25 protein-coding genes are annotated in these 22,552 nt (G+C 60.8%); 12 read left to right on the forward strand and 13 right to left on the reverse strand.

Going from position 1 to position 22,552, the window contains the following annotated elements; genetic code table 11:
• From GSQ88_RS35445 to GSQ88_RS33185, 6 genes are all read right to left on the reverse strand, one after another.
• Window positions 1-182, reverse strand: a 182-nt coding sequence (locus GSQ88_RS35445) for a hypothetical protein (protein WP_210253952.1), incomplete at its 3' end; no start/stop codon positions are given.
• 25 nt (window positions 183-207) lie between these two features.
• Window positions 208-1,059, reverse strand: coding sequence for a DUF3037 domain-containing protein (locus tag GSQ88_RS33165; protein WP_159012458.1), 852 nt, complete (start codon window positions 1,057-1,059; stop codon window positions 208-210).
• Window positions 1,056-1,847, reverse strand: coding sequence for a HipA family kinase (locus GSQ88_RS33170; protein ID WP_159012459.1), 792 nt, complete (start codon window positions 1,845-1,847; stop codon window positions 1,056-1,058). Before GSQ88_RS33170 ends, GSQ88_RS33165 begins: the two co-directional genes overlap by 4 nt.
• Before the next feature lie 164 nt (window positions 1,848-2,011).
• Window positions 2,012-2,590, reverse strand: a complete 579-nt coding sequence (locus GSQ88_RS33175) for a hypothetical protein (RefSeq protein ID WP_159012460.1) — start codon at window positions 2,588-2,590, stop codon at window positions 2,012-2,014.
• Complete coding sequence (locus GSQ88_RS33180; RefSeq protein WP_159012461.1) at window positions 2,587-3,042, reverse strand: hypothetical protein; 456 nt, start codon at window positions 3,040-3,042, stop codon at window positions 2,587-2,589. Before GSQ88_RS33180 ends, GSQ88_RS33175 begins: the two co-directional genes overlap by 4 nt.
• A 274-nt stretch (window positions 3,043-3,316) precedes the next feature.
• Window positions 3,317-4,348, reverse strand: coding sequence for an outer membrane protein (locus GSQ88_RS33185; RefSeq protein WP_159012462.1), 1,032 nt, complete (start codon window positions 4,346-4,348; stop codon window positions 3,317-3,319).
• A gap of 204 nt (window positions 4,349-4,552) precedes the next feature.
• On the opposite strand from GSQ88_RS33185, the gene GSQ88_RS33190 reads away from it, so the two are divergent.
• Entirely contained in the window at window positions 4,553-4,861 is a 309-nt protein-coding gene (locus tag GSQ88_RS33190; RefSeq protein ID WP_159012463.1) for a transcriptional regulator, read from the forward strand.
• 52 nt (window positions 4,862-4,913) lie between these two features.
• On the opposite strand, the gene GSQ88_RS33195 is transcribed toward GSQ88_RS33190, so the two are convergent.
• A complete protein-coding gene (locus GSQ88_RS33195; RefSeq protein WP_159012786.1) occupies window positions 4,914-5,372 on the reverse strand; it encodes a hypothetical protein in 459 nt (152 codons plus the stop codon).
• A 309-nt stretch (window positions 5,373-5,681) separates the two neighbouring features.
• On the opposite strand from GSQ88_RS33195, the gene GSQ88_RS33200 reads away from it, so the two are divergent.
• Entirely contained in the window at window positions 5,682-6,368 is a 687-nt protein-coding gene (locus GSQ88_RS33200; RefSeq protein ID WP_159012464.1) for a hypothetical protein, read from the forward strand.
• A 43-nt stretch (window positions 6,369-6,411) separates the two neighbouring features.
• Here the strand turns inward: GSQ88_RS33200 and GSQ88_RS33205 are convergent, their stop codons facing one another.
• Entirely contained in the window at window positions 6,412-6,678 is a 267-nt protein-coding gene (locus GSQ88_RS33205) for an HGGxSTG domain-containing protein (RefSeq protein ID WP_159012465.1), read from the reverse strand.
• Window positions 6,675-7,331, reverse strand: coding sequence for a hypothetical protein (locus tag GSQ88_RS33210; RefSeq protein ID WP_159012466.1), 657 nt, complete (start codon window positions 7,329-7,331; stop codon window positions 6,675-6,677). The genes GSQ88_RS33205 and GSQ88_RS33210 overlap by 4 nt, the downstream gene beginning before the upstream one ends.
• On the opposite strand from GSQ88_RS33210, the gene GSQ88_RS33215 reads away from it, so the two are divergent.
• From GSQ88_RS33215 to GSQ88_RS33240, 6 genes are all read left to right on the forward strand, one after another.
• Entirely contained in the window at window positions 7,330-7,746 is a 417-nt protein-coding gene (locus GSQ88_RS33215) for a hypothetical protein (RefSeq protein WP_159012467.1), read from the forward strand. The genes GSQ88_RS33210 and GSQ88_RS33215 overlap by 2 nt on opposite strands.
• Window positions 7,743-9,152 carry an aspartate aminotransferase family protein gene (locus GSQ88_RS33220; RefSeq protein WP_159012468.1) on the forward strand — a complete coding sequence of 470 codons (1,410 nt, stop codon included), beginning with the start codon at window positions 7,743-7,745 and terminating at the stop codon, window positions 9,150-9,152. Before GSQ88_RS33215 ends, GSQ88_RS33220 begins: the two co-directional genes overlap by 4 nt.
• Window positions 9,153-9,192: 40 nt before the next feature.
• Window positions 9,193-10,449, forward strand: coding sequence for an NAD(P)/FAD-dependent oxidoreductase (locus GSQ88_RS33225; RefSeq protein ID WP_159012469.1), 1,257 nt, complete (start codon window positions 9,193-9,195; stop codon window positions 10,447-10,449).
• Window positions 10,450-10,649: 200 nt separating this feature from the next.
• On the forward strand, window positions 10,650-11,135 hold the full coding sequence (locus tag GSQ88_RS33230) for a lipocalin-like domain-containing protein (RefSeq protein WP_159012470.1): 486 nt from the start codon (window positions 10,650-10,652) through the stop codon (window positions 11,133-11,135).
• Between the two features lie 149 nt (window positions 11,136-11,284).
• Window positions 11,285-13,129: an adenylate/guanylate cyclase domain-containing protein gene (locus GSQ88_RS33235; RefSeq protein ID WP_159012471.1), complete on the forward strand. Its 1,845-nt coding sequence runs from the start codon at window positions 11,285-11,287 to the stop codon at window positions 13,127-13,129.
• A gap of 28 nt (window positions 13,130-13,157) precedes the next feature.
• Window positions 13,158-13,832 (forward strand): metallophosphoesterase, encoded by a 675-nt coding sequence (locus GSQ88_RS33240; protein WP_159012472.1) that lies wholly within the window; start codon window positions 13,158-13,160, stop codon window positions 13,830-13,832.
• A gap of 1 nt (window position 13,833) precedes the next feature.
• On the opposite strand, the gene GSQ88_RS33245 is transcribed toward GSQ88_RS33240, so the two are convergent.
• From GSQ88_RS33245 to GSQ88_RS33260, 4 genes are all read right to left on the reverse strand, one after another.
• Window positions 13,834-15,900 (reverse strand): ATP-dependent helicase, encoded by a 2,067-nt coding sequence (locus GSQ88_RS33245; protein ID WP_502706787.1) that lies wholly within the window; start codon window positions 15,898-15,900, stop codon window positions 13,834-13,836.
• 206 nt (window positions 15,901-16,106) lie between these two features.
• Window positions 16,107-16,808 carry a DUF1045 domain-containing protein gene (locus tag GSQ88_RS33250; protein WP_159012474.1) on the reverse strand — a complete coding sequence of 234 codons (702 nt, stop codon included), beginning with the start codon at window positions 16,806-16,808 and terminating at the stop codon, window positions 16,107-16,109.
• Window positions 16,809-16,829: 21 nt separating this feature from the next.
• Window positions 16,830-18,023 (reverse strand): alpha-D-ribose 1-methylphosphonate 5-triphosphate diphosphatase, encoded by a 1,194-nt coding sequence (locus tag GSQ88_RS33255; RefSeq protein WP_159012475.1) that lies wholly within the window; start codon window positions 18,021-18,023, stop codon window positions 16,830-16,832.
• Window positions 18,020-18,688 carry a transferase hexapeptide repeat family protein gene (locus tag GSQ88_RS33260; RefSeq protein ID WP_159012476.1) on the reverse strand — a complete coding sequence of 223 codons (669 nt, stop codon included), beginning with the start codon at window positions 18,686-18,688 and terminating at the stop codon, window positions 18,020-18,022. The genes GSQ88_RS33255 and GSQ88_RS33260 overlap by 4 nt, the downstream gene beginning before the upstream one ends.
• A gap of 198 nt (window positions 18,689-18,886) precedes the next feature.
• Here GSQ88_RS33260 and phnC point away from each other — a divergent pair, with 198 nt between their 5' ends.
• The 4 genes from phnC (at window position 18,887) to phnE (GSQ88_RS33280) (ending at window position 22,523) form a co-directional block, all read left to right on the forward strand.
• Window positions 18,887-19,702 (forward strand): phosphonate ABC transporter ATP-binding protein, encoded by an 816-nt coding sequence (phnC, locus tag GSQ88_RS33265; RefSeq protein WP_159012477.1) that lies wholly within the window; start codon window positions 18,887-18,889, stop codon window positions 19,700-19,702.
• 78 nt (window positions 19,703-19,780) lie between these two features.
• Complete coding sequence (gene phnD, locus GSQ88_RS33270) at window positions 19,781-20,713, forward strand: phosphonate ABC transporter substrate-binding protein (protein WP_159012478.1); 933 nt, start codon at window positions 19,781-19,783, stop codon at window positions 20,711-20,713.
• Between the two features lie 80 nt (window positions 20,714-20,793).
• Window positions 20,794-21,678: a phosphonate ABC transporter, permease protein PhnE gene (gene phnE, locus GSQ88_RS33275; protein WP_159012479.1), complete on the forward strand. Its 885-nt coding sequence runs from the start codon at window positions 20,794-20,796 to the stop codon at window positions 21,676-21,678.
• Window positions 21,675-22,523 (forward strand): phosphonate ABC transporter, permease protein PhnE, encoded by an 849-nt coding sequence (gene phnE / locus GSQ88_RS33280; protein WP_159012480.1) that lies wholly within the window; start codon window positions 21,675-21,677, stop codon window positions 22,521-22,523. The genes phnE (GSQ88_RS33275) and phnE (GSQ88_RS33280) overlap by 4 nt, the downstream gene beginning before the upstream one ends.
• Window positions 22,524-22,552 lie beyond the last annotated feature (29 nt).

Below are 22,552 nucleotides of genomic sequence, written 5' to 3' on the forward strand. Positions count from 1 at the left end.
TTTAGGCCCTCATACCAACTGACGACTGTGGCGACGTTGGCGTGGCAGTTGTGCTGCCTAGGCACCCACGAACTGCCGTTACCTTCTAGCTTAATTGGTATAAGCCGAGCGTATTCTGCCTCTCCCGGCAGGCGCCGAATGATCTCAACGGCGCGGCGCGTCAGTTCTTCGTTGGCCCACATCTGGGTCAGCCTCGAATGGGCACCCTTACTGAGCGTCGTGCGCCCGCACTTCGTCCTCAATCTGAGAAACGAACTCGTCTAACTGGGCTTCTTCGAAAACCTCAGGGTTATTTGGTGCTTGGCTCAGTATCTTCTTCGCCACCTCATAAGCTGCATTCAAACGTGGGTCAGAAGGTGCCCCCACGAAGAAATGCGGCTTGAAAGCTTCAGTCTTTCCGTCGGCGACGACCGCGGCTAGATGACCGAGCCATTCTCGAGCTTTTCCCTTTATACTATCAGCCTCTGCTAGGTCGAACGAGACTGGCTCATAAACGTGCCACTGTCCGTTCTTCCATGCGTGCTTGAATGTCACGTCGTCCAAGGATCCGGCGATCACCTTTTCGTGCAGTTTTGTCGCCAAATTTCGTTCTTCGAGCTTAGCAAGCACAGGACGCCATATCTCATCATCAGTTCGGCGGTGCGACGACCTATGATCATACCGAGCCACAAATTGATTGTAGAGACGATCGAAGGTCTCTTGGACGTCGCCAGTGAGACCGCCGCCAACAGACGACCACTGCAGCGAACTGTCGTCGTGGGGGACTGCTTCCTTCGCTATGGCGAGTACGGAGTCATGAGACGTAAACAGACCTGCGGTGGACTTGCGCTTGGCAATCTTTCGAAAACCGTGCCTGACACTCGACATGGCGGAGTTGAACGCTGCGCGATCTAGGTCCGGGAAAACTCCCCGGAGGCGCCCCATCGTGTTCCTCGTCTTGGCGATCACGCGGCCCTGAGACGGCACGTACAGAACCACGCCAACGTTGATAAATTCAGCCGTCAGCACGTCGTGAACGTAGCGAAGGATTACGAAGCCGTATTGCTGCATGTCCTTCATGACAGTACCCGTCGGATTTCAGTTATACACGCGTCGATGTTGTCTCGAGCGTCTCGAATGAGCTTCAACGCGGAATCTACGTCGGCCGCGACGTGAGCCCATTCAGGTGGAACCGCTGCTCGATACTCGACCAGCCGATCATCGGCAAGAGCACTCCAACGCTGCCGAATTGGAGCAAAATCCAGGAGAGAGCGCTTCAAATCGTTTAGAAATATATGACTTCCCTTTGTCTCCAACCAGTTAAGCCCTCCCGGGGCCCAGGGAGGTCTCCACCCTAGTACAACTCGATGGGCGAATGCCAGTTCGTGGTCGATAATCCGGATATCCTCCCCCCGGACAAGGCAATTAGGGTTAGCGGTACGGCGATCCGGGTTTTGGATAATTGCGTCGAAGGCGAACACGGCGGCGGCCGTTTCGTACATGGCCTCCTTTATCCGTGTGTTCGGGGTCCAGGCTGAAAAGCCGCCTGTCATCAGCGTCGATCCGAAAGCGAGGGGGCTGCTCGCCGCTACTCGCGCCCTCAAGGGCGCATCCGGCACGATTTCGCTCCAGCCGGCCGGGATTTCGACGAGCATAGGTTCTGGCACCGGCAAGCCGAGGTCACCAGCCAAGCACGCCCCGACTATTTCCCGAGCCAGATGGGTTTCGCGCTGCTCGCAGAAGTCCGAAAATTTGGCGACAACGGAGATGACCGACCCGTCTGCTTTCTCGCAATTGACCAGGAGCGGACAGGTTCGACCGGCGCCCATTTGGCGCACGAACTCCAGGGCAACCACCTTTCTCAGCATCAGAATCCCCCCGCTTCCGATTTTGACCGATGTGGAAGGGGGGAGTCCATCCCAGACTAACGTCTGGTTGTGACCCGGCACTAGCGCTTACAGCGGCTGACTTCCAACAACTCTCATTATCGGAAGCCAGGAATGCAGGCTACAGGATGCCCAACGGCCGCGACTTACCTCATGTGTTTTGGCGGGTCTCCGTGCCCAGACCAGACAACCAACTCCCCGTTATTGGCCCGTTTAAAGACGCCGGTACTCGGAAAATCTTTACCAGTAACCGTGATCAGGTGAGCAACGTCAGCGACCCCGGTAATCCAAAGCGCCTTTTTGCGATGGGTGTCAGACGTGAAATAAAACGAGTCGATCGAACCCTGGATATTGATGACGGGGAGGAAAATGAAGCTGTGAACAATGCGACTGCAAAATTCATCTGCGGGCATCATGACGGGCTCGTCGAAGTTCATGTCGTAATGTCGATCCAAGTCGTGCCAATTCAATCGATCCGGCACGCTTCCGGAGTTAGGAAGTCGATTACAGGGCAGGCGGTTCTTAGGCCAACTTGTCGATAGCTTTCCAGATTCCCAAAGTTTTCGCATTGAGTAAGCGGTTAGAAAAACAAGCCTCTCAAAGGCAACCATTGCTTTATCGACTTGCGCCGGCTGTTCAACGTCTAACCTGGTTTCAGCTATTCGTCTTAAGCGCCCAGCATCTCGGAGCAATTGGGCTTTCCATGGGCCACTTTCATAGATCAATGTGCAACTCCCCGCGGCGCTCTCTTGAAGCCCAAAGCGGCTTCTGCGGAAATCTTATACCGCTGCTCTTCAGGGCCCCACGCCGCAAGATGTTCCGAAAGTCCAATAAGATATTCACCGGCTTGCCTTGCTCGGTATCCCAGGATCTTAAGGGCCATCGCTGCTACAGGCTCGCTCTCAGCGAAGGCTATCAGCTGTGATCCTAGGTCCCTGATGGTCCTTTTTGCTGCGGACAGCTTGTCTCTGGCTTTTTGTGCTTCTTGCGCGTCCTCCGGCTCGCCTTCTTCGTTCAGATAAACGACAACGTCCCGTTCGTCGAAAAGGAGCATCTGGCGCCGTGCCTCTTTCCGCAGATCGAAAAATGAGCGAATTGGAGTCGCGACGAAAGAAGTTGCGAACCAACCCAAGGCTCCAAGTAGTACGGCCCCGAAAAACCCGATAATTGCTGTCATGATGTACCCCTGCCGACCCGGCCCAATTCAATCAGGGCCGCACCGCAAAGCCAAGCCAGAGTCTTACAATCTTCCGAATATCCTGATCGTTGTGCCGAGGATTATATGCTGACTGATGAGCAGAAGGCGTTAGTCGACGAGTGCATTTATCTGCGCGGTCGCATCATCACATCATATAGCCATGCAAATTACGGTGCCAGTGCACTCAATTGATGACTGATACCATCATCGTGCTTATCCCGCCTCGCCCGTCGTCGTCATTCGGCGTCTCGAACTACCGAAGGTCACCAAAAGCATAGGCAACACCTATCCGGCCGACTTGCATCGATTGTTCAAACTGAGCCTGTCGCTGATAGGGCTGAGTCCCAGCAAGCGGGCCAGTCGATTGAAAATTGAACTGGCCGTTAGAGCTTTGACTGCCGAAGTTCGTATATCGATATTCGGCCCTCACACTCCAGTCGGAAGTGAGTTTTCGCTCTATACCCGCTCCAGCCGTCCAGCCGGTCGCCATGAAAGATTCTTCAAGCTGATAAAACGAATTGTCTGCGAGGTTACGGGCTTCAAATTCAGCCAGGGTCACCCCACCGATCCCATAAATCAGGGTCTTTGCGTCTACGAGGAGGCCGGCGCGAAAAAGCGCCGACGCCATCCAATTCGAGGAAACCTGCGGACGGAAATCCTCTACCGCCGTTTGTCCCGTTGGTCCCGCTGCGTTAAAATAGCTGTATGTCCTGGTGCCGGCCGAATTGAAGTTCAGGTCAGATACCGAGGCTTCGAGTTGGCCGCCAACGACGAAAGCTTGTGATATTTGGAAATTCCAACCGCCAAATAAATCGATCATGGCGCCTCCTCGATGTCCTGGACCCGAGGTATCGGTCATGTTTTCGCCGTTTACGTTGAAGGGGTAAGAGTTGGATTGAAAGTTTTCACTGAATTGCTCGTTTGACGTCACTCTTGATTTTGTAACCCCGCCGCCCGCCGACGCTCCCCAATATGCGCCTGACCAAACAGGGGGCTCTACAATTTTGGGCAGCAGCTTGTCGGGGTAACTTGCGTAACTATCTCGCACTGGCGATGACGCTGTTGAGGCTGACTTGAGCTTTTCGACTGCGACCTTGGCCGTCCGCCGTGCTTCAGCAATTTCATCACGATATTGCGAATTCTTTGCTTCTAAAGCTTCGACGCGCGCTTCGAGCTTGCGCATCATTGCCAGGAGGTGATCGTCCTCAGTTGAGGCGAAGGCGCCATCCGGAGAGATCCAACAAATAATCCCAATCAGTAAACCCCATATAACTTTTTTGTTCACAGTCACCCCCTATGGAAGAACCTTAGCCAGCTCCAATCTATCTGGAATTGTGCGACGGTCTAGCTGCAATCAGCTTTTGGCGCGCAATTCCGCTGCCTGACCGGTGGAACGAAGAAGCGGCAGCAGCGGATATCGAGGCAGCGCATGGCTATTGGCAGGATTACAAAAAAGCTAAACGCGGACGGCGCTGAACGGAGACGAACGATGGCGAAAGCAAAACCTTTCAAAGAATTGGTTCGGGGCCGGGTCAAGACCGACAAGAAGTTCGCCGAGGCGCTTCTGCGCGAGGGCATCAATGCGATGCTGAGTGGCGATGTTGATGCCGGCAAGACCATTCTGCGCGATTGCATCAAGGCGACGGTTGGTTTTGAAAAGCTGGGTCAGGCAACCGGCGCACCGCCCAAGAGCCTCATCCGAATGTTCGGTCCGCGCGGAAACCCGCAAGCCAGGAATCTATTCAGTGTGCTTGGCTATCTGCAAAAGCGCGCGGGCGTGCAACTTCACGTCAATTGATTGGGCGTCGCAAGGAGTTTTCCCCGCAAGGCGTAGCCGATCGCGCGGCGTATCAGTGTGCCGAGGACGCCTGGGCGTCGAGATAGCAGGGTCGGTATAGGCTCATCAGCTCCTTGCCGCGCAGATAGAGCACCTGGGATGTCAAGCCGCCGCGCGCGGCGATCCACCGCCGTACCGGAGAGGGATAATGCGAATAAAGCATCTGCGTCGCCTCGCGGTTGGGGACGGTTCGGCCATTCGCGTCGAGATCGTACGCGGCGTGGAAACCCAGATTGGCCTGCGAGGTGACGCATATCTTATCGTGAGAAACGGAGCCGAGAACGATGGTGCATGCGGAGAGGCACAGGCCGTCGATGACGACAGTCTCGCCGGACGTGCGAAGGGCCGCATATCGATCGAGATAGTTCCCGATCTTGCCGCCGCGATCATCAGCAATCCGAATGGCTGCTTTGCTTGCATTCACGCCTGCCGCGATGAGAAGAGCGACGAGCAACATCTTCGCAAAGTTCATATCCATCCTCGATTCTTCGAATCTGACGGATTTGGTGAAGCAAGATGCTTGCCAATTGCGGTGGCGCGAGCCCAAAAATCACGTTGAATGAGAGCATGATCCGGAAAAGTGGAAACCGGTTTTCCGAAAAGTTCATGCTCAAACAATAGACTAGAGCGGGATGGCGATTCGAAGATAAGTCATCCCGCTCTAGCCCCCGGTCCCGGATCGGAACATTCACGGGCCGTTTGACCGGGCCCTTCTCTTCAGGATTCGCTCGGGTTCGTAGATTGTGGTGGAACGGAACCGCGCCCGCCCCATTGATTTGCCATGTACGTATCTTGGAACGATCTAAACGTTCAGGAGCCCGGGGATTATCCGTTCCGCGACGGGACGATCACGGTCGCTTTTGCCGAAATGGCCATCTGGAAGAAGAACCCGGAAGTCCAGTTCCAGTTGATGCGCAAATATCCTCTTCAAGGCGCGTTTAGTTATGTGCTTGGCAAGCAAATCGACGAAAAAGCGGCGCCAAGCCATAGCGAGCTCATTTACGAAAGCAGCAATGGCGACTCCTGGAGTTTAACTCGGGATCCTGCCACTGGCGCGCGCGGCGTGATGCACCGCCCAAATCCGCAATCAGGCGGAAAGGTATCGTTCATCGAGGTCGAAAAATTCCTGTCAGGCAGCGCCAGCGGACCAGAGCACCAAGCGCTCAAGCGTTTGATGGAAAAGACTGCCGGTTTGCCCTCCATCCTTGTCGCCTATGATATCCACCCTCCCAAAGGCGAGGCCTACGAAAACCTGATCGACGCCATCAGGTCGTTGGGCGCTTGGTGGCATCACCTCGAAACGGTTTGGATTGTCCAGTGCGCTCATACGCCGGCCGAGATCCGCGATCGGCTGAAATCGCACATCGGGAGTGAGGACCAGTTGCTCATCGTTGACATCTCTGGCGACCTTGCGGGATGGGCCGGCGTCAATGACAGCGGAAGTAAGTGGCTGGCTCAAAATATCTAAGATTTGGACGACGGCTTGACGACGTCCTCGCAATGACGGCTCATCACTTCATCTCCTCCAGCAGCTTCCGCGCGTCACCCAACAGCGCCTGAATCTGCCTGCGCTCGGTGATCGCATCCCTGGTGAAAAGGCCGTGCTTGCGCGCGTTCTGGTTTGCCTTTGGCGCGCCGGATCCTTGTGCGCCGCCGTGCATGCGGCAACGCTTTTTGCCGTGCACCGCCGGAGAGCGGCACGCGCCGCCGGAACGGGTTTTGGCGCCACAACGCGGGCTCGCCAGCATCGGGCCGGTATGGCGGAGGTGATGGCTCATGCCTGTGCTTCCCGCTCGGCGGTCGCGGGCGCGCTCCGTCGCCTGGGGCCCGCGGCTTTCGGCGGCTTCCGCGCTGTGGAAGCCGGGGTTTTGTCCGAACCGATCATTTTCGCATGCTGCGTGACGTTGCCGACAATAGCCTTGCCGCCATCCGCGACCGACACGTTCTGCAGGGTGATGGCAGGTTCACCATGGCTGCGGTAGCGGTTGAGCGCCTCGATCTGGGCTGGAAACGTGCGGGCGAGCCTGCCCAAGGCGCGCGCGGCGCTGTCGTGTTGGGCGAGGTCGTCCGCCGTCGCGAGGAGCTGGGCACACCGCATTGTCATCACATGAATCGAAACCATCTGCGCCACCAGCATGGCCTCGACGGAATCCCTCGGCTTGAGGCTCTTCACCATCGAAATCATGAAGGAGAGGTTGACCTCGTCAGCACCCCCGCCGCTCGCACTGGCCCTGACCAATTGCCGGAGGATGCCATCCATCGCGTCGCGATCGGCGACCCCCAGTGCGGTCATCATGAGCTGTTCGCTGAGTTGCGGATCAGGATGCCCGATGGAGCATTCGGGCGCGAGAGGCGGGGCCGCATCGGCTTTGGTCGGCTCGGTGGCGGCGATCGCCATTGTCGTGGCGGTGTCGGAAAAGGCGGTGTTCATGTCGATGTTTCCTGGCACGCAAGCCGCCCGCGCGCGGCCTGGCCACGCGCGGGCGATCGCTCGCGGCAGCGAGCGGGTGCAGTTCAATGTTGGGGGGAGGATTTTCGGCGGCAATCGTAAACGGACGCGCCCGCTATGGCAGGCCGACGGCATTACAGATTTTCGGAATGATGCAACTATGAGGGTGATTTGCCCGACGGGTCAAGTTGCTTTTCCGGCTGCCGGCGGCCGGTTACTTTGCATGGGGTTGTTTTCGATATTTTGGCGGCGCGCCCTGTGGAAGGGTGAAGGCCACCACACCGCCATAGGTTCCCTGCATAATTTGTCATTGTTGTTCACACGCCGGTGGCACAAGATCATGTCCGACATGATGATGGCCCGATGCCATCAGAACCTTGCGGAGATACCCCTATGACCTCTCATCCGAACTCGCTCGCGGGTCGTGATATCGCATCCGTCATTCACCCCTACACCAACCTGGAGCAGCACAAGATCGTCGGTCCGACCGTGATCGCGAAAGGCGAGGGCGTCTACGTCTATGACGACAGCGGCAAGCGATATCTGGAGGGGATGGCGGGGCTCTGGAGCACGTCGCTGGGCTTCAGCGAAAAGCGGCTGGTGGAGGCCGCGATGCGCCAGATGGAGAAGCTTCCGACCTATCACATCTTCAACGGCCGCTCGACCGAGCCGACCATCGAGTTGGCCGAAGCGCTGCTGAAGATCGTGCCCAAGGGGCTCGGCAAGGTGCTGTTTGCGAATTCAGGCTCCGAGGCCAACGATCAGGCGGCCAAGATCGTCTGGTACTACAACAATGCGATCGGCCGGCCGCGCAAGAAGAAAATCATCAGCCGCGTGCGGGCCTATCACGGCATCACCGTGTTTGCCGGCAGCATGACGGGTCTGCAGCCGAACCATACTGATTTCGATCTGCCGGTGGGCGGCGTGCTGCGTACCGACTGCCCGAGCCATTATCTCTACGGCCTGCCGGGCGAGAGCGAGCAGGCTTTCGTCGATCGGCTGGTCGGCAATCTCGAACAGCTGATCATCCGTGAGGGACCGGACACCATCGCGGCGTTCATTGCCGAGCCCGTCAATGGCGCCGGCGGCGTCATCGTGCCGCCCCTCGATTACTTTCCCCGCGTGCAGGAGGTGCTGCGTCGCTACGACATCCTGTTCATCGCCGATGAAGTGATTTGCGGGTTCGGCCGCACCGGAAAGATGTTCGGCTGCGAGACCTTCGGCATCGAACCCGACATCATGACGGTGGCGAAGGCGCTGTCTTCGGCTTACCTGCCGATTTCCGCGACCATCATCAGTGACGAGATTGCGGACGCGATCAGCCGTCATTCGGGAAAACTCGGAAACTTCGCCCATGGTTTTACCTATGCCGGGCATCCGGTGTCCGCGGCGGTCGCCGTCGAGACCCTGAAGATCTATGCCGAGCGCGACATCGTCGGCGAGGTCGGCAAGGTCGGCCCCTATCTGCAGCAGAAGCTGCAAGGCCTCGCCGACCATCCGCTGGTCGGCGAGACGCGGGGTGTCGGGCTGATCGGTGCGGTTCACATTGTTGCCGACAAGGCCAATCGCACGCCGCTGCCGCCCGCCGCCGGCATTGGCGCGCTGATCCAGCAGCGCGCGATGGATCGCGGCGTTGTGCTCCGCGCCGCGCCTGATGCGATATTCATCTGCCCGCCCTTGATCATCACCAAACCTCAGATCGACGAACTGGTGGGCGCGCTGTCGGGGGCGCTCGACGACGGATATCAGGAGGCGGTGCGTCGCGGGCTGGTCGGCGGCGCCGTTCAGGGCGCCGCATCGTGAGCGTCGGGATGGCAGCCTGACGTTGATGTAAGTTCAAGTGATGACGGACGCTGCAACAAGCAACAAAGCGGATGTGATCGTGCTGGGCGCGGGCATCGTCGGCGTGTCGGCGGCCTATGCCGCGCGGCAGCGGGGCCTGTCCGTCATCCTCGTCGATCGGCGGGAGCCGGGCAGCGAAACCTCCTATGGCAATGCCGGCATTCTCTCCAGCGGTTCGATATCGCCGCTCAACAATCCCTCGCTCTGGAAGGCGCTGCCAAAATATCTGACCAACCGCCATCCGGCGCTGCGTTGGGATCCGGTCTGGGCGATCAGGAATATCGACTGGGTGGTGCGCTTCCTGGCCAACGCCACACCGTCTCGCACCAGGCCACGCGCAACCGCCCTGCACGGGCTGATCGGCGCATCGCTGAAGCTGCATCGCGAATGGATCGTCAAGGCCGACGCCGCACAGCGCATCCGCGAGACCGGCTGGCTGAAGGCATGGCGCGGCGACGCCGTGGCGGCGGCCAAAGCCGAGCAGGCGCTGCTAGCGGAATATGGCATCGCAAGCCAGCTGCTAGACCGTCAGGCGATTTCGGCGCTCGAGCCGAACATCCTGCCGGTCTACCAGGTCGGCCTGTTGCACACCCAGACGGCGTCGGTCGATTCACCGGGCGCGGTGGTCAAGGCCTATGCGCGGATGTTCGCGGGCTCCGGCGGCGAGGTCAGTCAGTCGGATATCAAGGCCATCGCGCCGGAAGGCGACGGCTGGCGCGTGGTGCTGGCGGACGGCGTGATGTCGGCGCGCCATATCGTGGTCGCGCTCGGCCCTTGGTCGGCCGATCTGCTGCGGCCGCTCGGCTATCGCGTTCCGCTGGCTTTCGAGCGCGGCTACCATCGCGAGTTCAGGCCCAATCCGGTGCGTTCGTTGCAACGCCCGATCCATGACGCCGACGGCAGTTTCCTGATGACGCCGATGGAGCAGGGCATCCGCGTCACGTCCGGCGTCGAGCTGACGGCCCGCGACGCGCCGTCATCGTTGGTCCAGATCGATGCGGTGGCCGAGGTCGCGCGCGGCGTGCTCCAATTCGGCGAGACTGTCGGCGAACCCTGGCGCGGGTCGCGGCCGACGCTGCCGGATAGTTTGCCGATGATCGGGCCGGCGCCACGGCATTCCGGCCTGTGGCTCGCTTTCGGCAACCAGCACATCGGCTTCACCACGGGCCCCGCCACCGGCGCTGCGATCGCGGCGATGATCGCCGGAGCGGAGCCGTCCTTCGATGTGGCGGCGTTCTCGCCGAGCCGCTATCTCTAAGACTATCGCGATTATTTTGCGCGGCTCTCGACCACCTTGCGGCAGCTATCGCTGAGCCGTCGCCCACAACAATGTTGGATTTGTACTGATAGCACCGACTCAAACCTTTGTGATCGGACGGGCTGCGTTTTCCAATAAGCTCAAATGTCTGTAACTCTGGAGTTCAGATCCAATCTGGAGAATCTGGGATGAATGTCGCTATGCTGAAAGCCGTTGCCGTCGGCCTGTTCTGTTTGATGAGCGTTACTTCCATGGCCCGCGCCGAGGTGGTGTCTCTTGCCGGGACCTGGACCCTGGTTGCGGCCGACGTGCTGCATGCCGACGGCACACGGGGCCCCGACTATGGCGCCGCGCCCAGGGGCTTGCTGATGATCGACGCGCAAGGACGTTACTCGCTGCAGATATTCAAGGCCGAGCGACCGCGTTTCGCGTCGGGCGACAAGCAGACGGCGGCGCCGGGCGAGTACCAGGCGGCCGTGATGGGTTCGAGCACCCACTTTGGCACAATCGTTGTCGAGCCTGCCGCCGGCAAGATCACGTTCAGAATCGAAAACGCATCCTTCCCCAATTGGGAGGGAACCGAGCAGAAGCGCAGCTTCGAGTTGAGCGGCGATGAACTTAGCTACCGCGTACCGCCGCGGCCGGACGGGAACATCCCGATCTCGGTCTGGCGCCGGCTGAAATAGGGTGGCCGGCAGGTCAAACCGTCGCAGTTCGATCATCATCTGATTTTCTGCCGCAGCCGTATGTTATAAAGCCACTTGTTATAAAGCCATGGGATCATGCCGGCCGGCCACGTACCGTGTCGGCAGCCGGTTCAGGAACGCGGGAAGATATGGAAAGACGCCTCGCCGCCATCGTCTGCGCTGATGTCGCCGGCTACTCGCGCATGATGGGGGGCGACGAGGAGGGGACGCACGCCACGTTCAAGGCGCATCGGAGCGCGATCTATCCGATCATCCTCAATCATGGCGGTCGGGTCGTGAAGAACACCGGGGACGGATTCCTGCTGGAGTTCCCGAGCGTGGTCGGGGCCGTCAAGGCCGCGATCGCGATGCAGATGCTGATGGCTGAGCGGAATAACCACCTTCCCGCCGATCGCGCCATGCAATTCCGTCTCGGCGTTCACATGGGCGATGTGATGGCCGACGAAGACGAGGTGTTCGGGGACGGCGTCAACATCGCCGTCCGCCTCGAAGCGGTGGCTGCCCCCGGTGGCGTGGCGGTTTCGGCAAAGGCCTATCACGAGGCCGGCAAGCATCTCGGCGCCGTCCTGATCGAGGCCGGCAGTCACCGTTTCAAGAATATCGACGAACCGGTCCATGTCTGGACCTGGGAGCCGGCCGGCGCCGAAACGACCGGCCGGGAGATCAGGACCTCGAAGGATATGTCGAGCCTGGCCGCGCAATATCGCACGGCGATCGTGGGCGTGCTGCCGTTCGCCAATCTCAGCGACAGCGCCGACGAATATTTTTCCGATGGTCTGACCGAGGATTTGATTCACGCGCTTTCATTGCAATCGTTCTATCGGGTGCTGAGCCGCAATTCGACATTCTCCTTCAAAGGCAACCAGCAGAGCACGCGCCTGATCGCGCGGGAGATCGACGCGACCTATTTGATCCAGGGCTCGGTGCGGCGAGCCGGAAGCAAGATTCGCGTCACCGCCGAACTGATCGCGCCGGAAAGCGGCGAGCAATTGTGGACCGGCCGATATGACCGGGACATGGGCGAGCTGTTCGCGATGCAGGATGAAATCACTACCAGCCTGTCCGCCGCGATCGCCGCCGAGATCTATCGCGCGGAAGCTTCCGCGCCGTCGCGCTCGCCGTCGAACGATGTCACCGCGTGGGACAGGTTCCTCAAGGGCCTGTCGCATTATTATCTGCAGACCAGAGCCGATTTCGAAACTGCGATCGGCCTGTTCGAGGAGGCGATCGCGCTCGATCCGACGCTTTCGATTGCGCGAGCTTATCTCAGCCTCATCCAGGTCCAGGCCGTGCAGTTCGGCTGGATCAAGAGCACCCGCGAATTATGGGCGGCGTCGATGAGCCACGCCGAGAGCGCGGTGCGGCTCGATCCCCGTTCGTCCTTTGCTTATTCACTGCTGTCTTATTTGCACGCGATGGAAGGGCACTTTGAGGCGGCGATGGACGCCTCGCAGCGCGCGGTCAAGCTCAACCCCTACGATATGGGCGCGCGCGGCGTTCTCGGGATATGTCATCTCGTGAGCGGCGAGCATCGGCAGGCCATCGAGCTGTTTTCGGTGGCGGCGCAGCAGGGCAACTCCGATCCGAGATACCGGTGGGCGGCGTTGAACGCGTTCAGCCATTACCTTCTCGGCCAATATGACGCCTCGCTGTCATGGGCGCGCGAAGCTCTGTACGTGAACCCCGGACATCTTCAGGTCCTGGCGCTGCGAACGGCGGCTTTGGCGCAATTGGGGCGGTCGGAGGAAGCGGTAAAAGCGGTCGAAGTCCTGCTCGGCCATTTTCCGCAATTCACCGTCGAACGGCATCTGAAGAATTTCCGCTGGAAGCTGCCCGGCGACACCGCCCATTATCGCGACGGACTTCTGAAAGCCGGCGTGCCGCTGGGCGAGCCGGTCTATGGCATCGAGGCCGTCGCCTCGAATATACGCGCCCTTCGTCCCGCGGGCAGGACGCGGCCGTCGCAAGGCTGAGCGAGGCGCGCCGCATGAGCTTTACCTAATGAGTTTTACCTACGTCATTCCCGACATTCACGGCAGAATCGATCTGCTGCGCGACGGTTTTGCCGGGATCGTCGGGCACGCCGCCGGCCGGCTCGGCACCATCGTGACGCTCGGCGATTATGTCGACAAGGGGCCGGACAGCAAGGCGGTGATCGATTTCCTACTGGCAGGACCGCCGCGTGGGTGGTCGTTCTTTCCGCTCAAGGGCAATCATGACGCGATGATGGTCGAGGCGCTGCGCGACCCCTCCCGCCTGCCATATTGGCTGGAGCGCGGCGGTGAAACCGCACTCAAATCATATGGCGGCGATCCGTCGAAGGTTGCGCCGCGCGATATCGAATGGCTGGACCGGCTTGCCCTGATGCACGTCGACCGCCAGCGGATCTACGTGCATGCCGGCCTCGATCCGGAATTGCCGCTCGACCGGCAAACCGAAAAGACGCTGTTGTGGAAGCGCTATCCGGAAGGATATGCCGCGGGCTTCGGCGACCATCATGTCGTGCATGGCCACGATTCTTTTGCCGACGGGCCGAAATTGTACGAGGGCCGCAGCAACCTCGACACCCGCGCCTGGAAAACCGGTCGCTTCGTGATCGCGGTGTTCGATGACGACGAACCTGGCGGCCCGATCGATTTCCTGACGGTGCAGGGACCAGCCCATAGCCCGGGTTAATCTATCGCCACATGCCGCGCATCCGCGCGCCGACGTCGATTCGCGGTCCCATGCTGCGCGCGGATTGGGCCGCAGCCTGGGCCGGCCAACTGGCGCGCTCGAACAGGCCGAGCAATCGTTCCGGAATGAAGCGGGTCCGCGAGGCGTAGACGTGACGGTCGCCTTGCGCGGCCTGGCCGTGGGTGAAGAAGCGCTGCGGCACGACCAAATGCAGATCGTCCTTGGCGCGTGTCATGGCCACGTATAATAGCCGCCGCTCCTCCTCGAGTTCGGCGGAGGTGCCGACGCCGAGATCGGAGGGCATGCAGCCATCGACCACATTCAGCACATAGACCGATTTCCATTCCTGGCCCTTGGCCGAATGAATCGTGGACAGGATCAAATAATCCTCGTCGAGCAGGGGAACGCCGGCCTGGTCGCTGGTCGCATCCGGCGGATCGAGCGTGAGTTCGGTGAGGAAACGCTCGCGCGACGGATAGCCGCTTGCGATCTGCTCCAGCTGAATGAGGTCGGCCTTTCGCGTCTCCGCTTCCTCATGGATACGATCGAGATGCGGCTCGTACCACAGCCGCGCCCGCTCGAGATCGGCTGGCCATTCCGAATAGCGCAGATCGGCAACGGTCTGCGTAAAGGATTTCCAATCGGCGCCGGCGCGGGGCGGCGAGGGCAGCTTGCACAGCGCATCAATCGGATCGGAGGCTTCCGCCATCTGGTCGAGGATGCGCTGCGCCGAAGCAGGACCTATGCCCGGCAACAGATGCAGCACCCTGAAACCGGCGACGCGGTCGCGCGGGTTTTCGATCAGGCGCAGCAACGCCAGTACGTCCTTGACATGGGCGGCGTCGAGGAATTTCAGGCCGCCGAATTTCACGAACGGAATGTTGCGGCGGGTCAATTCGACTTCCAGCGGACCGCTGTGCGATGACGCGCGAAACAGCACGGCCTGTTGCTTGAGCAGCGCGCCGCCTTCCCGGTTTTCCAGCACGCGTTCGACGATGTAACGCGCCTGATCGGTTTCGTCGCGCACCGTGACCAGGCGAGGCTTGTCCGACGAGGTCCGCTCGGTCCACAGGTTCTTGGTAAAACGTTCCCTGGCGAGATCGATCACGCCGTTGGCCGCCGACAGGATCGGCTGCGTCGAGCGGTAGTTGCGGTCCAGCGTGATGATCTCGGCGCGCGGCGTGAACTGGTCCGGAAAATCCAGGATGTTGCGCACGGTCGCGGCCCGGAACGAATAGATCGACTGCGCGTCGTCGCCGACCACCGTCAGTCCGCGACCGCCCGGCCGCAGCGCCAGCAGGATCGAGGATTGGATACGGTTGGTGTCCTGGTATTCGTCGACCAGCACGTGGTCGAAGCGGCCGCCGATATCATCGGCAATCGCCGCTTCCGACATCATCTGCGCCCAATACAGCAGCAGATCGTCGTAATCGAGCACGTTCTGCGCCTGCTTGGCCTCGACATAGGCGGCGAATAATTGCTTGAGCTCGTTGCTCCACCCCGAACACCACGGAAAGAATTTTCCGAGCACCTGTTCGATCGGCGCCTCGGTATTGACGCAGCGCGAATAGATCGAGAGGCAGGTTCCCTTGGTCGGAAACCGGCTTTCGGTTTTCGACAGGCCGAGTTCGTGGCGGGCGAGATTGATCAGGTCGCCAGAATCTTCCCTGTCATGGATGGTGAAGGCGGGATCGACCCCGATCTGCTCGGCATATTCGCGCAATAATCGCGCGCCGATGCCGTGAAACGTGCCGGCCCAGCTCAGCGCGTCGGTCATGATGCCGGCCTTGTCGCCCAACACCTTGCGGGCGATTCGCTCGATCCGGCGCGACATTTCGGACGCCGCGCGCCGGGAAAAGGTCATTAAAAGGATGCGGCGCGGATCGGCATTGTTGACGATGAGATGCGCCACCCGATGCGCCAGCGTGTTGGTCTTGCCGGATCCGGCGCCGGCGATCACCAGCAGCGGCGTGCCGACATGGCCATCGGCCGTGACGCCGTGCTCGACCGCGCGGCGCTGTTGCGGATTGAGCGTATCCAGATATGGAGCGGTCAACGCAGCCAGCACGAGCAGTCCCCCTTGCATGCAGGACGCCCGGCGATTTGTCCGTCACCGCAACGAGATCGTCATTCGATTGGCGACTCATCGGTGGCTTCGCGCGTCTTCGGCGATTCTTTCATTGAAAAATGAACAAATCAAGAACTTGATAGCGCCAGGCGGAGAGACCGCTGCGCGTGGTTCCGATGTTGGTCGGGGCGGCCCGCTGACAGGCGTTAAGCCTGCGTCAGATTGTAGTGCCGCACGATCCGGAATTGCGAATGGGAATCGCTCTGGCGGAACAGCGCCAGCCGATCGACCGCGAGCGAATGCATGTCGAGCGCCGCAAAGCGCTGCCGCAGGATCGCCAGCACTGCTTCATGCCGTTGTGCCGGAAGTCTGCCCGTCAGTGTCATATGGAAGCGAAACTCTTCCATCACGTAAGGATATCCCCAGCGATCGAGATAGTCGCGCTGGCGCGGCGTCAGCCGCTCCGGATTGCGCCGCGCACGATCTTTTGTGGTGAGCGGCGCGCGGAAGTCATCGAATCGGCTGACCGCATCGGCGGCCAATGCCTGCAGTTCAGCGAAGGGCTGCGATGGCACGATGGCGATGAAATCGCCGATCGCGCCGACGACGGGCGCTATCACCGGGATAGGCCGGGGCATGGCTGCAAACTCCGCGCAAGCGGCAAGCAATTCGGCCTCGGTCTTGCCGTCAGCCAGTATGAACGGCGCCTTCAGCGTGGCGTGAAAGCCGTATTTGCGTGGGTCCTGTGCCAGTTCGCCCCAATCCGGCAAGGCCTGCTCGATATCGACGGGAAACCGCAAGGTCTTGTGGCTGAAGGCGTCATAACCCAGCAGATGCGCGCCGAAGCGACCGAGTTCACTTCGGGGTGCGGGGGCATAATAGAGCGCATAGCGCGGCGTATTGGTCATGATTGTCACAATAGAGTGCGATCACGCCGCCGCAACTGCCTTGCGCGCCGGCGCCGAGGTCCGGTTCAGACGGCTGGCATCGGTGAGATGAACGAGACGGCCGGCCGATATCACCGCAACGATGCGCGGCCGCAGCGGCTGTTCGTCATCGACCAGGATGAGATCTGCCCGGTGGCCGGCACCGAGCACGCCGCGATCGGCAAGGCCCGCGGCGCGGGCGGGCGCCGCCGAAATCAAATTCCAGGCCGCCGGTAACGCCAGCACGCCGTCGGCGACCAGCCGAAACGCCGCCAGCAATTGCGCCGGATAATAATAATCCGAGGCCAGAACAGAGCACAGGCCCTTGGCGATCATGTCGCTGGCCTTGGTCCAACCGGTATGGCTGCCGCCGCGCACCACGTTCGGAGCACCGAACACGATGAAGTCGCCCGCCTCGGCCGCCTCGCGCGCGGTTTCCTCGTTGATAGGGAATTCGGCGATGGCGACGCCCTGCGCGCGAAAAGCCTGCCGCATCGCCGGCGTATTGTCGTCATGCGACAGCATGCGGATGCCGGCGGCGCGTGCGGCCTCGGCAAGCCGCGCAATCGATGCGGGCACAAGCTGGGCGCGGCCGACGACACGCTCGACCAGCGCATCGAACGCGCGGTCGGAGAGGCCGCTGCGCTCGACCATGCGGCTGCGTTTTTGCGGCTTTGTGAGATTGCCGACGGTCGAATCCATGTGGTCGTTGAAGGCGAGCAGATCGATCCGCCGCGTCGACAGCCATCCAACGATCTCGGCTTCGGCGTCGAGATTGTAGGTCTCGTGCCGCAAATGGAAGCGGGTGTCGGCCGCGAGCTGCGGCCTCAGCGCTTCGATGGTCTCCAGCAATCGCCGCGCGTTGTCGCCGCTGCGCAGGCCCGGTTCCCACGACCAAGTGGTGCCGTGGAACACCGTGGTGATGCCGTTACCGATCGCCTGCCGGTCGCTGTCGATCAATGCCACGTCGATCGGGAAATCGACGCCCGGCCGCGGCATCATCTGCCGCTCAAAGGCGTCGCCATGCAGATCGATGATGCCCGGGAGCACCAAAAGCCCGCCGGCATCGATGTTGAGGGCAGTGTGCACCGTCGCGCCGTCCACGGCGCTGATTTTACCGTCGGCGATCTCGATCGACGCTTCGCCGATTTGCCCGCCGAGCAACGCCCGGCCGCCTTCGATAAAGATGTGCATCACGACGCGGCCTTTTGTCGCTGAGAAGCCGTGCGCTGTGCACGCGCGATAGCTTCATATTTTTCGAGGAACGCCTCGACCGCGAGTTTTCGAAAGTCGGGCAAGGCGAGCCGTAAGGTCTCGTGGTCCCAGTCCCACCATTCGAGTTCGGCGAGCCGGTCCGCGATCGCTTCGGGAAACCGCCGCTTGATCACCCGTGCCGGATTGCCCCCGACGATGGTGTAGGCCGCGACGTCCTTGGTTACGATGGCTCCCGCCGCGATCACGGCGCCGGTGCCGATGTTGCGGCCCGGCAGCACAATGGCGCCATGCCCGATCCAGACATCATGGCCGATATTGACGTGATGCGCGCGCCGCCAGGCGAAGAACTCGGCATCATCGGCTTCGCCATCGAAATAGGCGCTGGCGCGATAGGTGAAATGCGCCTGCGTCGCCCGGTGCATCGGATGGTTGCCGGGATTGATTCGGGTCATCGCTGCGATCGAGCAGAACTTTCCGATTGATGTGTAGGTGATCTGGGCGTCGTTCACGACATAGGAATAATCGTCCATCGTCACTTCCTGCAAAATCGTCCGCGCGCCGACTTCGGTGTACGCGCCGAGCTTGACGTCGTTCAATTTTGCGGAAGGGTCGATCGTCGGTTCGACGGAGAGCCTTTTGCCGGCCATGCGGGCTTCCAGGTGATGCGGGTTGATTCAGTTGCCGCCCGTCATCGACGGGCATGATGACGATAACGTGACGCTTCGATGACGGCGTGCGGGATGTGGACGAAGGCCGCGGCCGCAGCACGACTGTCACATAACTGTAAAATCCGGAGACTAGCGATAGCACCAGATAGCCCTCGGTCAGGCTTCCTGGAGCAAGTGATGCTGGTAGTCGAAGGTTTGACGTGCCGATTTGGCACCAAGGCCGCTGTTGATAATGCCTCGTTCTCGATCCCGCCCGGCAGCTTCGTCGGCGTGATCGGCCGCTCCGGCGCAGGCAAGTCGACGATGCTGCGGATGATCAATCGCCTCGCCCAGCCGACCTCCGGGCGGATTTTGTTCGAAGGCGAGGACGTCACCGCGTTGCGTGGCAGGGAGCTGCGGCAATGGCGGGCCCGTTCGGCGATGATCTTTCAGCAATTCAATCTGGTCGGCCGGCTCGATGTCCTTACCAATGTGCTGATGGGGCGGCTGGCTGAAATCCCGGCCTGGCGTTCCCTCGCGCAGCTTTGGCCCGAGCAGGACCGGGCGCTGGCGATGTCGGCGTTGGAGCAATTCGATATCGCCTCGCTGGCGGCGCAACGCGCCGACCAGCTTTCCGGTGGTCAGCAACAGCGCGTCGCGATTGCGCGAGCGCTGGTGCAGCAGCCCGATATCATTCTGGCGGACGAGCCGATCGCTTCGCTCGACCCGCGAAATACCAGGGTCGTGATGGATGCACTGTTGCGCATTAACAAGCATTTCGGCATCACGGTACTCTGCAACCTGCATTCGCTCGATCTGGCGCGGACCTATTGCGATCGCCTGATCGGCATGGCGGCCGGCCGCGTCGTGTTCGACGACGTCCCGGCGATGCTCACCGACCACATCGCGCGCGAACTGTACGATCTCGAAGCCAACGACGTCATGGGCGGGGCGCCGGTCCATGTCCCCGCCAATGTCGACGTTCCGGCGCTGGGCACGGCGGCTGCGGCCTGAAGTAACGCGACTGTCAAGGGCGGCCGCTACAAGCCTGTAGCGGGCCGTCAGCTTTTCACGACCACAGGGGAATTCATCATGATCAATCGCCGTATTGTTCTGGCTGGCGCCGCGTCGCTGGCCTTCGTCCGCTCCGCCACGTCCGCCGAAGACTGGAAGGCCAAATATCCGGAAATCACCTTCGCGGTGATTCCAGCCGAGAACGGTTCGGGCGTCACCGAGCGCTACGCGCCGTTCGTGGCCTATCTGTCGAAGGAACTCGGCATCAAGGTCACCCTGCGGGTGGCCAACGACTACGCCGCGGTGATCGAAGGCCAGCGCGCCGGCAACATCCATATCGGCTATTACGGTCCGGCGTCGTTCGCGCGTGCCCTTGTCACCGGCGTCAAGACCGACGCCTTTGTGATCGATGTCAATTCCGACGGCTCCAAAGGCTATTATTCGGTGTTCTACGTGCTGGCCAAGAGCCCGTACCAGAAACTGGACGACCTCAAGGGCAAGAACCTCGGTTTGGTCGATCCCAACTCGACCTCCGGCAACAACATGCCGCGCTTCAAGATGGATCAGATGGGCGTCGATCCCGACAAGTTCTTCTCTCAGGTGGTGCTCACCGGCAGCCACGAAAACGCCGTGCTGGCGCTGGCGCAGGGCACCGTCGATGTCTGTGCCAATTGGTGGAACGCCGAAGACGATTCCAACCTGACGCGCATGCTGAACAAGAACATGGTCAAGTCGAGCGACGGCACGCCGCTGAAGAAGGAAGACTTCCGTGTGATCGTGAAGTCCGATCTCATCATCAACTCGCCCTATGCCTATCTGGACGATCTGCCCGGCGACATGAAGGCCGCGATCAAGCAGGCATTCCTCGATGCCGCGCAGAAGGACCCCGAAGCGTTCAAGAAGCTGTCGGACGGCAAGAACCGTCCCTGGCAGCCGGTGACCAACCCGGACTACGACAAGACCATCGAGCTGATCAAGTTCGTCGACAGTTTGCGCAAGAAGGCGTCCTGATTCGCTGCAACTGACATAAGAGCCGGGTCCTTTGACCCGGCTCTTTCGCTTTATTTCGATGCGCGGCGGAGTGCGGCACCTTGACCATCGCAGTCTCGATACTCCCGGATCAGCAGCTTGCCGCGCTGAACGAGGTCTATCGTAAGGCTGTCGCGCGCAAGCGGCTGCGCGTGGCGCTCGGCGCTGCCGCGTTTCTTGCCGCGCTGGCGATCGCCTCGATCGGCGCCGAAGTGAACCTGCGCACGCTGTTCACTTATTTTGGTCATTTCGTCAGCTATTTCGATCGCCTGCTCACGCTGGACAATGGCAGCCGGGTCTGGACCAACATTCCCGAATGGCTGTGGGGCTGGAAGAAATGGTCGCTGCTATTGGGTGAAACCATCCTGATCAGCTATGTCGGCACCTTGTTCGGCGCGGTGTTGGGTTTTGCGTTCAATTTCCTGGCGGCTGAAAACACCTCGCCGGGTCCCTGGGTGCGTTTCATCGTCAAGCGCCTGATGGAATTCTGCCGCACCGTGCCCGATATCGTGTTCGCGCTGATCTTCGTGATCGCCTTCGGTCTCGGTCCGATGGCTGGCGTTCTCGCCATCACGATCCACTCGATCGGCGCGCTGGGCAAGCAATATGCCGAGATGGTCGAGAATATCGACATGAAGCCGGTCGAAGGTCTGCGTTCCACCGGGGCAGGCTGGATCGCCTGCATGCGCTTCGCGGTGCTGCCGCAGGTCGTGGCCGGCTTCGCCAGTTACACGCTGCTGCGCTTCGAGATCAATGTGCGCAGCGCCTCGGTGATGGGCTTTGTCGGCGCCGGCGGCATCGGCGTCGAGCTGATCACGGCGATCCGAAAATTCTACTACTCCGATGTCAGCGCGATCCTGCTGCTGATCATCCTGACGGTGTTTGTCATCGATATCGGCACCGGCTGGGTGCGCGGGCGGCTGTTCGGCAAGGAGCGGCGCACATGACCAAACGCTCGATGCTGGAGACCGATGGCCTGCGCGCCAGATATCCCGATGTCTTCAACCGTCCGGTCTCCTCGCGGTTGGCGTGGCCGTCGATGCTAGCAGGCGCGCTCGCGATCTTCGTGTTCGGCCTGATCCATCTTGGCTTTTCGCCGATCCGCATGCTGAATGGCATTCATCAGCTCGGCTGGATCTCGTTGATGATGCTGCCGCCCAATCCCGGCGCGTCGCTGCCGCTTTATCTGAGGGCGCTGGGAGAAACCCTGTCGATCGCCTTGCTTGGCACCACGCTGGCCGCGGTGTTCGCATTCCCGGTCAGCCTGCTGGCGGCGAAAAACATCGTGCCGTCGAACTTCTTCCGGTTTCCGATCCGGCGCTTCCTCGACACCATCCGGGGCGTCGATACACTGATCTGGGCGCTGGTCTGGATCAATGTGGTCGGTCTCGGCCCGTTCGCCGGCGTGCTCGCCATCGCCTTGTCGGATTTCGGCGCGCTTGGCAAGCTGTTCTCGGAGGCGATCGAGGGCGCCGACAGGAAGCAGGTCGAGGGCATCCGCGCCTCCGGCGGCAATGCGCTGCACGAGATTCGATTTGGCCTGATGCCGCAGGTATTTCCTGTGATCGCCGGGCAGATGCTTTACTTTTTCGAGTCTAACACCCGTTCGGCCACCATCATCGGCATCGTCGGCGCCGGCGGCATCGGCTTGCAACTGGCCGAACAGATCCGCGTGCTGGAATGGCAGAAGGTATCGTTCCTGATCCTGATGATCCTGATCGCGGTCGCCATGATCGACTGGATTTCAGGCAAACTGCGCTTCGCCATCATCGGTCCGCGCGCGGTGGCGTGAGGCGGTGAGCGACAGTTGGTAGGGTGGGC

The organism is Bradyrhizobium sp. S69, from assembly GCF_009766005.1.
In the GTDB taxonomy this organism is placed as follows: domain Bacteria; phylum Pseudomonadota; class Alphaproteobacteria; order Rhizobiales; family Xanthobacteraceae; genus Bradyrhizobium.

Excerpts from the sequence above, each read along its gene's own strand:
- GSQ88_RS33165 (WP_159012458.1), bottom strand. The coding sequence starts at position 1,059 with ATGAAGGACATGCAGCAATACGGCTTCGTAATCCTTCGCTACGTTCAC.
- GSQ88_RS33170 (WP_159012459.1), bottom strand. The coding sequence starts at position 1,847 with ATGCTGAGAAAGGTGGTTGCCCTGGAGTTCGTGCGCCAAATGGGCGCC.
- GSQ88_RS33180 (WP_159012461.1), bottom strand. The coding sequence starts at position 3,042 with ATGACAGCAATTATCGGGTTTTTCGGGGCCGTACTACTTGGAGCCTTG.
- GSQ88_RS33190 (WP_159012463.1), top strand. The coding sequence starts at position 4,553 with ATGGCGAAAGCAAAACCTTTCAAAGAATTGGTTCGGGGCCGGGTCAAG.
- GSQ88_RS33195 (WP_159012786.1), bottom strand. The coding sequence starts at position 5,372 with ATGAACTTTGCGAAGATGTTGCTCGTCGCTCTTCTCATCGCGGCAGGC.
- GSQ88_RS33200 (WP_159012464.1), top strand. The coding sequence starts at position 5,682 with ATGTACGTATCTTGGAACGATCTAAACGTTCAGGAGCCCGGGGATTAT.
- GSQ88_RS33205 (WP_159012465.1), bottom strand. The coding sequence starts at position 6,678 with ATGAGCCATCACCTCCGCCATACCGGCCCGATGCTGGCGAGCCCGCGT.
- GSQ88_RS33215 (WP_159012467.1), top strand. The coding sequence starts at position 7,330 with ATGTCGATGTTTCCTGGCACGCAAGCCGCCCGCGCGCGGCCTGGCCAC.
- GSQ88_RS33210 (WP_159012466.1), bottom strand. The coding sequence starts at position 7,331 with ATGAACACCGCCTTTTCCGACACCGCCACGACAATGGCGATCGCCGCC.
- GSQ88_RS33220 (WP_159012468.1), top strand. The coding sequence starts at position 7,743 with ATGACCTCTCATCCGAACTCGCTCGCGGGTCGTGATATCGCATCCGTC.
- GSQ88_RS33225 (WP_159012469.1), top strand. The coding sequence starts at position 9,193 with ATGACGGACGCTGCAACAAGCAACAAAGCGGATGTGATCGTGCTGGGC.
- GSQ88_RS33230 (WP_159012470.1), top strand. The coding sequence starts at position 10,650 with ATGCTGAAAGCCGTTGCCGTCGGCCTGTTCTGTTTGATGAGCGTTACT.
- GSQ88_RS33235 (WP_159012471.1), top strand. The coding sequence starts at position 11,285 with ATGGAAAGACGCCTCGCCGCCATCGTCTGCGCTGATGTCGCCGGCTAC.
- GSQ88_RS33240 (WP_159012472.1), top strand. The coding sequence starts at position 13,158 with ATGAGTTTTACCTACGTCATTCCCGACATTCACGGCAGAATCGATCTG.
- GSQ88_RS33250 (WP_159012474.1), bottom strand. The coding sequence starts at position 16,808 with ATGACCAATACGCCGCGCTATGCGCTCTATTATGCCCCCGCACCCCGA.
- GSQ88_RS33260 (WP_159012476.1), bottom strand. The coding sequence starts at position 18,688 with ATGGCCGGCAAAAGGCTCTCCGTCGAACCGACGATCGACCCTTCCGCA.
- phnC (WP_159012477.1), top strand. The coding sequence starts at position 18,887 with ATGCTGGTAGTCGAAGGTTTGACGTGCCGATTTGGCACCAAGGCCGCT.
- phnD (WP_159012478.1), top strand. The coding sequence starts at position 19,781 with ATGATCAATCGCCGTATTGTTCTGGCTGGCGCCGCGTCGCTGGCCTTC.
- phnE (WP_159012480.1), top strand. The coding sequence starts at position 21,675 with ATGACCAAACGCTCGATGCTGGAGACCGATGGCCTGCGCGCCAGATAT.